The 12,994-nt window shown below is 68.2% G+C and carries 3 protein-coding genes and 1 pseudogene; 3 read left to right on the top strand and 1 reads right to left on the bottom strand.

What is annotated here, in order from left to right; genetic code table 11:
- The first annotated feature begins 15 nt into the window (after positions 1–15).
- Positions 16–849, top strand: a complete 834-nt coding sequence (locus tag AZC_RS16675; protein ID WP_012171761.1) for an ATP-binding cassette domain-containing protein — start codon at positions 16–18, stop codon at positions 847–849.
- Positions 850–890: 41 nt separating this feature from the next.
- A pseudogene (locus AZC_RS26130) lies at positions 891–1,140 on the top strand (hypothetical protein); the annotation flags it as partial.
- A gap of 100 nt (positions 1,141–1,240) precedes the next feature.
- On the opposite strand, the gene AZC_RS16670 reads toward AZC_RS26130, so the two are convergent.
- Positions 1,241–2,194, bottom strand: coding sequence for a hypothetical protein (locus tag AZC_RS16670; protein WP_012171759.1), 954 nt, complete (start codon positions 2,192–2,194; stop codon positions 1,241–1,243).
- A gap of 450 nt (positions 2,195–2,644) precedes the next feature.
- Between AZC_RS16670 and AZC_RS16665 the strand changes: the two genes are divergently transcribed.
- Positions 2,645–12,256 carry an autotransporter outer membrane beta-barrel domain-containing protein gene (locus AZC_RS16665; protein WP_052285972.1) on the top strand — a complete coding sequence of 3,204 codons (9,612 nt, stop codon included), beginning with the start codon at positions 2,645–2,647 and terminating at the stop codon, positions 12,254–12,256.
- Positions 12,257–12,994 lie beyond the last annotated feature (738 nt).

Genomic DNA, 12,994 nt, shown 5'->3' with positions numbered 1-12,994 from the left:
TCGTGAGCCTGAGGTATGACGTTGAAATTCTCTTCCGAGTTCGTCTCCGAGTGCACCTTGCCACCGGATGGCGATGACCCGCTGTTCCAACTGGAGAATGCCGGCTTTGCTGTAGCCGGGCGCGATCTCGTTCGCGCGGTTTCGATCAGGCTGGCGGCCCGGCGGGTGGTGGCTCTGATCGGCCATAACGGCTCCGGCAAGTCGACGCTGATCAAGATGCTTGCCGGCCAGTTGGTCCCAACGTCTGGCCGCGTGTGCCTGGCCGGTCGGCCGGTGCCTGAGTGGAGCGCCCGGGCCTTCGCGCGCAAGGTCGCCTATCTTCCGCAGCAGATTCCCGTGGCGGACGGCATGCTGGTGCGTGAGCTGGTGTCACTGGGCCGCTACCCCTGGCATGGCGCGCTGGGCCGGTTCGGGACAGAGGACCGGAGGAAGGTTGATGAGGCGCTCGTCCTCACGGGCATGGACGGGTTGTGTGAGCGGCAGATCGAGACGCTTTCGGGGGGAGAGCGGCAGAGGGCTTGGATCGCGATGTTGATCGCTCAGGATGCCGAATGCCTGCTCCTCGACGAACCCACATCCGCGCTCGATATCGCTCATCAGATTGAGGTGCTCGGCCTCGTGCGGACTCTGGCGCGCCAGCGCCAGCTCGGCGTGGTTGTTGTTCTACATGACGTGAACATGGCAAGCCGATTTTGCGATGAGATCGTCGCCATGAAGAGTGGTGAAATGATCGTTCGAGGCCGACCTGAAGACATCATGCAGCCGGACCTGTTGAAGATGATCTATGGCGTGGACATGACTGTGGTGCAGCATCCCGGGTCCGGGGCAAGCGTCTGCATCGTGGATTAGAATTACTTCGGTAAAATTCTGGCGGCGGCATCGTTTTTAGGATTCCCGCTGGGCGATTCTGCGAGCCGGCGCATCAGAAATTGAAAGAGGAACTCGGTCTCGATCATTTCGAAGGGCGATCGTGGACGGGGCCGCACCGTCACGCGCTCATGACCATCATCGCCTATGCCCTCCTTCCAATCTCGGCGCCTCAAGCAGGCACGGAACAGGATGCTGCCACCCGTCGAGTTCGAGCGGCAGCACAAGGCGAAAGCCGACGGAGTCTGGAAAACCAGGAGCGGTTCAAGGTGACATGGCGACCGACACCCAGAAACGCCACGGCGGCCGCACAGATCAAGCGCTTGTTTGGCCAGATCTAAACGCCTTTGGATCTCGCGAAATGGCGCGGAGTTTAGGTGCCTGACCGCGTGCGGGTGGCGAGGGATGCGTGGCCCGCAACAGATCGTACGCCGATCGAGCTCGCCGCTTCCCGCTGCCCCTGTCGCGAAGCCGAAAGGAAGGTCAGGAAAATGACAGTGTAGAAGCGCATCAGAACCGGCATCAGGGCCGGACCGGCCCGGTATCCGCCCCGGCCCGGTTCGCCGCATACGAGATTTTGCGCCTCCGCGAGTTGCAGGACATTGGCGATGTGCGCGCGGGATACCGAGAACTGGCGCGCGAGCTGGGAGATGGACATAGGCCCGCCACTGGCGACGAAGGACACCAGCGCGACGAGGCCGACATCCCGTTCCGCAATGGTTCGTAATTCCGGGGTCGCCTCGAAGACCCGCACGCCCTGCCTGAAGCACTCAGCCATGACGTGCGTGCACGGACCGAAGAGGACTTCGTCCGGCAGGACGCTGGCGGCAGCAGCGGCCGGCGCGTCAACATGAGCGATGGCGGAGAACATTCCGTTCCAGCGCTCTCGATGCGTCTGCAGCAGCGTCGCGCTTGGTATCAGGCGTCGTTCTTTGGCGGGGGAGTGAGGGGCAGCCATCAGCAGATGCTTGAACCGCAGCGCGGCGAGGAAGGCTGTGGCGCGCCCCGGACTGCACACATCAAGGTCCACGACTTCGCGGCGTAGCCGCGCTCCCGTCACGCCCCTGCCGCCACTCTCATTGAAATGCAGATCGAGGATGAGCAGCACCGCCAGAAGGCGCCCGCGATCATTCAGCAGGCGGTTGCGAAGCCAGTTACCGTCATAAAGACGAACCGCGTTACCGGCTGCCGCGCGGACGGCCGCCGGCAAGCCCGGCGCCAGCATGAGATCGTCAATTGCCCTGGCGCCAAACACTCTGACGATCGCCTCGGGAAAGGACGCGGCAGGCGCCAATGCCGCGCTGTTGGTCGAACTCTCGTCCTGCATGTGCGATCTGACGATTCCAATCTGTGGCGTTGCGTATCACACGCCGGGGCACCAGACCTAGCTGGGAGATATGTGATTACCGACGTTGAGGAAAGCGGGAAAATCCCGGTGTTCCTCGTCTCCGATCGAGGCACAGGCATGGTTCGTCCGACGTTGTTCTCGCGGAAGACACGGAAGGTCCCCGGCCCTCTGGCGCTGTCGCTGCCGGTCCTCCTGTCGTCGGTCGCGCTGTGTGCCTTGACGGTCCCGGCGGCCGCCCAGACCAGCAATGCCACGATCGGTCCATCCTATGTCTATAACCCGAGCGTATCAGGCACCCCGGGCCAAGGCGGGTATGGCTGTCCGATCAACAATCTGGTGTCAAACGTCAGCGGAGGGGGCCAAGGCGGCACCGGAACCCCTGTCTCTGAGAGCTATGTTGATGACCTGACTGCTCCTGCCAATGGCGGGGTGACGTACGTCATCGCGGGCAGCACCGGCGGTGCCGGCGGGGTTGGCGGTGGCAGCGCCAATTCTGTCATCTGCACCGGCGCAAACTCCAATGGCGCCTCGGGCGGCCAAGGTGGCAATGGGGGCATGGTCACCATTACGACCACGGGCGGGTCCGGCAGCAACACCTTCTCCAGCACCGGAATCTACGTCTATAGCGCCGGTGGCATCGGCGGCGCCGGGGGCAGTACGGACACCGACAACGGCCAAGGTGGCGGCGGTGGCATCGGGGGAGCCGGCGGCCAGGCACAATTGACCAATTGGACTCCCTTCTCCACCCAGGGATCTGGTTCCGTCGGCATCGCCGTCATCAGTCTGGGCGGCAATGGTGGTGTGGGTGGCGGCGGTGGTCCCGGCGGGAGGGGCGGCAATGGCGGCGCCGGTGGGGATGGTGGCAGCGTCATTCTCACGAATTATGCAGCCGTCGAGGCCCAGAAGGCCATCGTGATCTATGCCCAGAGCGTTGGCGGCTACGGCGCCGATGGCGGAGGTGGCGGAAACGGCTACTGGATCTTCACCGGTAGCGGCTCCGGCGGCGCCGGGGGATACGGTGCGGGAGCGGGAACGGTCAGCGTCACCAATTCCGGCGCCCTGACGTCCGGGGGGCTGGGATCGCGGGGCATTGAAGCCCAGTCCGTGGGCGGCGCCGGCGGCGATGCCGGCGTTTCGCAGGGGCTCAACGCGATCGGCGCCAATGGCGGTCCGGCGGGAAACGGCAGCACCGTCACGATCATCAATTCCGGCACCATCACGCTGACCAACGCGTCGGCCGTCGGCATTGCCGCCCAGTCCATCGGCGGCGGTGGTGGCTCTGGCGGATTGGCCTTCAGCAGCGGCGTGGCCGGGGTTCTGATCGGCGGCAGCGAAGCGGGGGGCAATGGCGGCGGCGGCGGCTATGCGAGCACCGTGTCGGTCGCCAACAGCGGCAACATCTGCACCGGAAATTCCTGCAACAGCGGCGTGGCGCCCACCAGTAGCGCCGGCGGCGCCTTCGGCATCCAGGCGCAATCCATCGGCGGCGGCGGCGGGAATGGCGGTTTCGGCGTCGCGACTTCCATTTCAGGCACCGACTTCGCCGTGGGTGGCGCGGGAGGCACCGGCGGTGCGGGCGGGAACGTGTTCGTCACCAATACCGGCAGCATCAGCACGCAGGAAATCAACTCCGCAGCCATTTTGGCCCAGTCCATCGGGGGCGGCGGCGGTTCGGCCGGCGGCGCAGTGTCGATGGACCTGACGACTGCCGCCTCGATTTCTCACGGCGGCTCGGGCGGCTCGGGCGGCAGCGCCAATGCGGTGACCGTGAACTGCACGAGCGGGGATTCCGGCGCGAACTACGGCGCTGCCTGCACCACCAACGGCGCCCTGATGCTGTCGTCGTTCAACCGCGGCACCATCACCACCAACGGCACCGGCTCGGCAGGCATTGTCGCCCAGTCCCTCGGCGGCGGCGGCGGGCATGGCGGCTATTCGGTCTCGCTGTCCACTGACGCATATGCAGGCGCGGCCTTCTCTCTGGCGGTGGGCGGCTCTGGCGGTACGGGCGGCGATGGCGGAAACGTCTTCGCGGGGACCGGCGGGGTGGGCATCACCACCTATGGCACGGATTCGCCCGGCGTCGTGGCGCAGTCGATCGGCGGCGGCGGCGGCAATGCCGGGGCCAGCATCGCCAGCAGCATCTCGGCGGCCGCCTCGGTCGCCCTGGCTCTTGGGACCACGGGCGGCTCCGGCGGCTATGGCAGCACGGCGGCTGCGGTCAACCAGGGCAGCACCATCACCACATCGGGGGATCGCTCGCCGGGCCTGCTCGCCCAATCCATCGGTGGCGGGGGCGGCAATGGCGGCGCGGCCATTTCGGCAAGCGCCAGCACGGGGGTGGGCGTGAGCCTCGCGCTCGGTGGGACGGGCGGCGATGGCGGCACCGGCGGCTGGGCCTATGCCTATAACGGTACGAATTCCGGTCCCGCAGGCCCCACCGACATCACCACCTACGGCTACCAGTCCAGCGCCATTGCCGTCCAGTCCATTGGTGGCGGCGGCGGCAATGGCGGCTACACCACATCGCTCACCCTCTCGCTGGGGCCGGGGCTTGGCGCCAGCATCGGCGGGCTGGGCGGAAGCGGCAACCATTCCAACACCGTCTTCATCGAAAATGCGGCAGGCACGCTCACCGCGTCGGGCGGTGGCGCGGCGATCATCCTCGGCCAGTCCATTGGTGGCGGCGGCGGCAATGGCGGCTTTGCCGCCAGCGGCAATGCCAGCCTCGGGGGCGCGGCCACACTGGCCGTGGGCGGCAGTGGCGGCGCGGGTTCATCCGCGAACACGGTCTCGATCACCAATTACGGTGCCATCGTTTCGCAGGCAACGGCGGTGGAAACCACGTTCCAGACAGTCCCGACCACCACCTATGTCCCCCAGACAACGACGACGTACGAAGAAGAGTGGGTGTGTAACGAATATTGCAGTTGGGGACGGGTGCCGGTCACCACTACCACGCAGGTTCCGGTGACCACCTATTCCACCGTTCCCACGACGCAGACGGTGGTGAGTGGCGCGTCCATCTATGGCAATGCGCCCGGCATCCTCGGCCAGTCCATCGGCGGCGGCGGCGGCTCAGGCGGATTTGCTGTGGGCGGCTCGGTCTCGGGAGCCGGCACCGCGAGCCTGGAAGTCGGCGGCTCCGGCGGCTCCGGCGGGACGGGCGCCGCGGTCACCATCGACAACTACAACAGCATCACGCTGATTGGCTCCTTGTCGTCCGGCATCGTTGCCCAGTCCCTCGGTGGCGCAGGCGGCACCGGCGGCTTCGTGGTGGCTGCCGGCCTGTCGTCAGGCGCCAGTGCCACGACCACCATCGGCGGCGGCGGGGGCAGTGGCGGCACCAGCGGTGCGGTGACCATCAACCATGGGAACGGTGCCATCACCACCAATGGCGATCAGTCTCCCGCCATCATCGCCCAGTCCATTGGCGGGGCGGGTGGCAGCGGCGGCTGGGATATCGCCGGGTCGCTGGCCAGTGCCGGAGCGGCGAGCGTAGGCCTCGGCGGCAGCGGCGGCGGTGGCGGTACGAGCGGTGCGGTGACGGTCACCGCAGATGGGGCTTTGGCCACCAACGGCCTTATTTCGGCGGGTGTTCTGGCGCAGTCCATCGGCGGCTCCGGTGGCAATGGCGGATTCAGCGCCGGCGCGGCGGGGGCCATCGTCTTTGCATCCGACGTCATTCTTGGGGGCGGCGGCGGCACAAGCGGGAGCGCGGGCAACGTCACCGTGACCGCCAATGACGCCATCACCACGCTGTTCTCCCAGTCACCGGGCATTCTGGCGCAGTCCATTGGCGGCTCGGGCGGCACTGGCGGCTTTGCCATTGCCGGGTCCGGCGCGACCGGCGGCGGCGATGCCAAGGTTTCGGTGGGCGGTGCCGGTGCGACCGGCGGGGGGGGCGGTAGCGGCCAGGCGGCCGGCAGCGTCACCGTCATCGCCGCCGACATCACCACCAATGGCTATCTCTCGGCCGGTATTCTCGCCCAGTCCATCGGCGGCGCCGGCGGCAATGGCGGGTCGAGCCGTGCCTTCAGCCTATCGGGCGCCAGCGACAGCACGGACGGCGCGGCGGCCAGCGTCGCCATCGGCGGCGGTGGATCCTCCGGCGGTGATGGCAGCTCTGTCAGCGTCACCCAGACCGGCACGATCTGGACCGGCTCATCCGGCGTCTTCAGCGACCAGTCGCCCGGCATCCTCGCGCAATCCATCGGCGGCTCGGGCGGCAATGGCGGCTCGGCGGATGCGAATGCCGCCTCAACCACCGCCTCGGTCGCCCTTGCCATTGGCGCGAGCGGCGCCAACGGCGGGAGCGGCGGCAATGTGAGCGTCAGCAGCAACCAGAACGGCGGGGGCGGCATCACCACGACAGGGCTGCATTCCTCCGCCATTTTCGCCCAGTCCGTCGGCGGGGGCGGCGGCAATGGCGGCTGGACGCAGGCGACCGCCTCCAGCAACAATTATGCGGCCGGTATTGCCATTGGCGGGTCCGGTCAGGGCGGGGGCAGTGCCGGCACGGTCAACGTGACCAGCGGCGGTGCGCTGGCGACCTCCGGCGCGCTGTCCTACGGCATCTTCGCCCAGTCCATCGGAGGAGGCGGAGGCAATGGCGGGGCGGCGTCCAGCACCACCGATGCAGGCCAGGGACAGGAGCTGCAGGGCGGCGTCACCTCCGTCGCGGGGGCCGGCGCGGGCCAGACCGCGAGCAATGTCAGCTCTGCGTTGTCCGGGACCTCCGGCACCGGGCCGGATAACGGCAATGGCAATGCCGCCAACGGGATCGCGGTGGCCGTGACCCTTGCCGGCTTCGCCGGACAGGGCGGCGCCGGCTCCGCCGTGAACGTCACGAGCAGTTCCGCCATCACGACGGCTGGAGACCAGTCCACGGCGATCTTCGCGCAGTCGGTGGGCGGTGGCGGCGGCAGCGGCGGATCGAGCAGCGCCAATTCCAGCGGCAGCTCCTATGCGGCCTCCTTCACCCTCGGCGGAGGCGCCGGACCGGGGGGCGCCGGCGGCGATGTCACGGTGGGGTCCACCGGCTTCATCCTGACCACAGGCCTCCAGGCCGCAGGCATCTTCGCGCAGTCCGTGGGCGGCGGCGGCGGCCTGGGCGGGTCCTCCTCCAGCACCGCCTCCAGCGGCGGGCAGGCCGCGGTCAGCATGAGCCTCGGCGGCAGCGGCGGCAATGGCGGAGACGGCGGCATCATCACCGTCAATTCGGGGGGGACGTCAACTTACATCAACACGCTGGGGCCGAACGCGGCGGGGATCTTCGCGCAATCGGTGGGCGGCGGCGGCGGGTCCGGTGGATCCAGCAGCGCGGCCGCCAGCGCACCGGGCTCATCCAGTTCCGGCGGCAGCGCATCCAGCGCCACAGGCAGCCTGTCCGGTTCGGCAACCGGTTCAAGCACCGCTTCGGCGGCAGGAGAAAACGGCGGCAAGCCCGGCGCGCAATCCGGAAGCGACGGCGGATATTCGCTGGCCATGAGCCTCGGTGGCAGCGGCGGGCAATCCGGCAATGGGAACACCGTTACCGTCACCAACACCTATGGGATTTTCACGGGCTTCAGTCTCGCGAGCGGGATCAGGAGCGTCGTTCCCGCCGACAACTCGCCGGCCATCTTCGCCCAATCGGTGGGCGGCGGCGGGGGCAATGGCGGATCCTCCACCACCAACAGCTCGGCGGGCGAATACAGCGCCTCCCTGTCGCTCGGTGGCAATGGCATGGCCGGTGGCACGGGCGGCACTGTCACGGTCACCACCATCGGCACCCTCCAGACGACGGGGGCCAACTCCGCCGGAGTTTTCGCCCAGTCGGTAGGCAATGGTGGCGGCAATGGCGGATCCTCCACCACCACCTCGTCCTCCAGCGGCGCGGTCTCCTTGGCACTCGGCATCGGCGGCAGCTCTTCGGGCGGCGGGGAAGGCGGAACGGTGAACGTGACGGTGAATGCGCCTGTGACGTTCCAGGGACGTTCGGGCATCAGCACCCAGGGCTTCAATTCCTATGGCGTTTTCGCCCAGTCGGTGGGCGGCGGCGGCGGCAATGGCGGGGCGGTTGCCACGGCTTCCACCGCCAGCAGCGGCTCGTCCGGGGGCAGCACCTCCACCGGCGTGCAGGGCGCGACGACCAGTTCCTCGGCCTCCAATGCGGCGGCGGTGGCCCTGGGCCTCGGCGGAACCAATGGCGCCGGCGGCGCGGGCGGTCAGGTCACGGTGGCGGTGGCCGCGCCTGTCCTGACGAGCGGCGTGCAGGCCATCGCCGTCCTTGGCCAGTCGGTGGGCGGCGGCGGCGGCACCGGCGGCGCCAGCACATCGAATGCCGGCGACGGTACCTATGCGCTCGCTCTCGGCCTCGGCGGCGCCGGCGGATCGGGCGGCGCAGGCGGGCAGGTCACCGTGGGCTCGACGAGCGCCATCCAGACGACCGGCGCCCATGCGTCCGGCCTTGTCGCCCAGTCCATCGGCGGCGGCGGCGGTATCGGCGGCGCCTCCACAAGCGGCGCCAGCGGCGGGGGCGACGTCACTGCTTCGCTGGCTCTTGGCGGCTCCGGCGGCTCAGGAGGGGCTGGCGGACAGGTGACCCTCACCTTCGAAATTCCGGGGACCGGCACCACGCTGACCACGAGCGGCGCGCATGCCTATGGCCTCGTCGCCCAGTCGGTGGGCGGCGGCGGCGGCATGGGCGGGAGCAGCAACGGCAGCACCAGCGGATCGGGCGACGTCAACGTCACCCTGGCAATGGGGCTGACGGGCGGCCTCGGCGGCGACGGTAGCACTGTGACCGTGACCACGAGTAACGCGCAGGCCAGCACCTCGGGGGTCGGCGCCATCGGCCTCCTGGCCCAGTCGATCGGTGGCGGCGGCGGGGCGGGCGGCAGCAGCGAGGTCATGGCATCCGCCGCGAACTCCTCGGGCAGTGCGGCCTATGCGGGCGGCATTTCGCTCGGCGGGAGCGGCAGCGGGGGCGGCGCGGGCGGTGACGTCACGGTCCAGAACGCCATGGGCATCACCACGCTGGGCGCTTTCGCTCCGGCCGTGCTGGCGCAGTCCCTCTCCGGCGGCGGCGGCGTTGCATCCGGGGCGGCCAGCGTCACCGGCAATCTTGCCAGCAGCAGCCTGACGCTGTCGCTCGGCGGGTCCAACGGCCTGGGCGCGAACGCCGGAACGGTGACGGTGGACAATTACAGTTGGGTCTCCACATCCGGCGTGGATTCCCATGGCATCGTCGCCCAGTCCATCGCGGGCGGCGGCGGCCTCGGTGGCAGCCTGCTCAGCGGGGATGGCAGCACTGCGGCGAGCATCCAGCACATCACCACCCTCGGCGCCGGCGCCGAAAGTGGCGGCGGCGGGCAGGTCACCCTCCAGGCAGGCAGCAGCGTCCAGACCACCGGCAGCCGCGCCATCGCCCTCATCGCTCAATCCATCGGCGGCGGCGGCGGTGTCGCTGGTATCCCGACAGAGAGCATGTCCAACGTTTCCCTCAGCGGCACCGTCACCCTCGGCGGCGCAGGCGGCGGCAACGGCTCCACCGTATCCGTTTCGTCCACCACGGCCGGGTCCATCTACACCAATGGCAGCATGGCGCATGGCATCGTTGCCCAATCCATCGGCGGCGGCGGCGGCATCGCCACCATGAGCTCCGACACGCTGATCCTCGGCGGCAGTTCCGGCGGCGCGGGCGGCACTGTCACCGTCACAACCGCGGGCCAAGTCGGGACGAGCGGCACGGCCGCTATCGGCATCCTCGCCCAATCCATCGGCGGCGGCGGTGGGGTGGGGACCTCACCGGGCAGCGTGACCTTCGCGGGGAAGTCGGGTGACGGCGGCAGCGTTACGGTGAACGTGAACGCTTCGCTCACCACGTCGGGCACGAATGCGGTGGGTGTTCTGGCGCAGTCGATCGGCGGGGGCGGTGGTGTGGCGGTCTCTGACGGACAGTCGACCAACTGGAGCGGGCCCACCGCCGCTTCGGGCCAGGGCGGGTCTGTGACGGTGAATGTGAGCGCGCCCATCAGCACCACCGGTGCGGGAGCCTATGGCGTGATCGCCCAGTCGGTGAGCGGGGGCGGCGGGCTTGTGATGAACGGCACCACCATGGAGCTGGTGAACGGCGCCAATGTGCTGGTGAACGGCAGCGCCCTCATCTCCGGCAAGGCGGCGGTCTACGTGCTGACCGGCGGCTCGGTCACTGCCAGCGGGGTAGGCGGCACGGGCATCTCGGCCCAGGGCAATGGCGACCCCATCATCACGCTCGCCCCCGGCACCCGCGTCACCGGCGGCCCCTCGGGCACCGCCATCACCAGCGACGGCACCGAGACCTACATCACCTCCTACGGCACCCTCTCCACCCTGGACTGGGCCAACGGGCTCGCCATCCGCACCAGCACGGGCTTCGCGCAGATCGTCAATGGCGGCAGCCTGACCGGCAATCTGGCGCTCACGCCCGGCGCCGCCAACAGCGTGACCAACCTTGGCAGCGGAACGCTCTGGGCGGGCTCCTCGCTGGATCTCGGCGGGCCGGCGGGCGTGCTGACGAACGCGGGCATGCTGCGCAGCGCCTTCTCCGCGCTCGGCACCACCACGATCAACGGCGCGCTGGTGCAGACATCGAGCGGCGTGCTGGCCATCCGGGCGGACCAGCTCTCGGGCCAGTCCGACCGCTTCCTGGTCACGGGAGATGCCCGCCTCTCGGGCAGCGTCCGCGCGATCTTGGACCATCCGGCCCGCGCCATGCCCGGCCATTTCGACACGCCCTTCCTGTCGGTGGCGGGCACGCTCAGCACCGACAGCCTGACGGTGTTGGGCGACACCGCGATCCTCGACTTCTCTGTGGCGAACATCGCAAGCGGTTTGAGCCTCGGCACCACCATCAACTTCACACCGTCCGGCCTGTCGGCGCATGGACTGACGACCGGCGCGTTGATCGGCGAGATCCAGACGAGGGGCTCCTCGCTCCTGTTCGAGAGCATTGTCCCCACCCTCCTGCAGGTGACCACGGTGCCGGGATTGGAGCGGTCCTATGAGTCGGTGGGCGGCGGTGCCGTGTCCCTGGTGCCCACCACCACGATCAATGCCGCTTCCGCCGCCATGGCCGGCATCACCACCCAGATGGACCGCTGGCGGCAGGGCCTGCGGCCCGCCTCCACCGCCCTTGGCTATGCCGCCCCCGAGCGCGGCGATGACGTCGGGGGGACCGCCGCGTCCGGAACGGGAGGGCACTATTTTTGGGGCTCGACAATCGCCAGCCTCACCACCGGCAGCGGCCTGTCCGGCTCCACCATCGGCGGCATTGCGGGCCTGGACGGCGAACTCTCCGGTCTGCCTGCGCTCGCGGGGGCCGCTGTGAGCTTTTCTTCCACCAACATTTCGGCGAACGCCTATGGCGCCGTGGTCTCCAACAGCTATGGCAGCTTCAGCCTGTACGGCCTTTACCAGGCCGGGCCGGCCTATATGTCGGCGGTTGCGAGTGTCGGCTACGCCAGCTCCAATTTCGATCGCAACCTCTACAATCTCGGCCTGAACCTCGCCACCGACAGCGGGCTGGACGGCTGGATCCTCGCGGGGCGTTTTGAAGCGGGCTACAGCTTCGCTCTCGGCGCCACAGGCGCGAGCCTCACCCCGTTCATCGCATTCCAGCCCACGCAGCTCTGGCTGGGTTCGGGATCCGAGATGTTCTCCCTCGGGGCGGGCATCTCCTATCAAAATACCGCAATTGCCGCTTTGCCTCTCTATGTGGGCTTTCAGTTGGACGGCGTCTGGACGGCGCCCAATGGCCAGCAGATCGCGCCTTATCTGCGGGCAGCGTGGATGCACGACTTCAGCCCGGACCGGGACGTGCCACGGAGCTTCGCGGAACTGCCGACATTCTCCTTCTCTGGCACCTCAATACCCACCGTGAGCAATGCGGCGGATCTGCATGCGGGCCTGCAATTCCTCGCCAGCCCGACCACCACATTGTCCGCGAGCTTCGACGCCCAGATTTCCGAGGGCTACTCCACGTTCGGCGCCACGGGCAGCTTCCGGGTGAGGTGGTGAGTTACACAGCGGCCCATGCCAATGGGAGTTTCACAGAAGGGTCGGGAGCTCTCGCCGGTGATCGATCCGCGCTTCGGCTTCCGGGCCGAGCCCATGGTCCCGACGCTGGGGAAAGTCTGCGCGAAGGTGGGCTATCCAAGGACGATCGGGCCAGTGCAGTGAGTGCCTGAACACGTCCTGACGCTTGCCCACGCCGCGGGACAGATGGAGGCTTGGGTCACATAACACGAGAGAATCGGCCGCACGGAGCCATCGGTCATCAGTCCACGATCTCGTGGCAGAAGACCGGCGGCGGAGCCTGCCTGGCGCCGTGAGGCAGACCGGAACCTCCAGCTTCCGGCGGTCCAGAGAATGGTCCCGAATCACCACTTATGACCAAAAATTGCCGTTGCAAGAATGGGGAGGGTTCGCGCAATCCCATAGGATACGGGGCCGTCGTTTTTAAGCCGGTCCAAGTCAGGGGCAACGGGCCGTATGCGCGAGCGTGCGGGGAGTTATATTTTGTTGATTGTGCATGCATTTTTTCGGTTGCAACCGATGCTGTTTCTGGTGTCTTGGTGCCGATGCCATGAGGCGTTAACGTTTTGCGTCGGTACGGTGTCGGGGGGGAGCACAGTGGCCAGAGCGGAGCAGCGCACCCGCCATGCGGGCGGGTGGAGAGTGCACTGCGATTCGTGCCGGAGCGTCCCGCTCGCTGGCCGGCAAGTTCTGGCTTCAGTGTCCGCATGAGCGTGCCGT

It is taken from the genome of Azorhizobium caulinodans ORS 571, from assembly GCF_000010525.1.
GTDB classification, from domain to species: domain Bacteria; phylum Pseudomonadota; class Alphaproteobacteria; order Rhizobiales; family Xanthobacteraceae; genus Azorhizobium; species Azorhizobium caulinodans.
The sequence above is the reverse complement of the archived record's forward strand: the minus strand, read 5'-3'. Positions and strand labels throughout refer to the sequence as shown.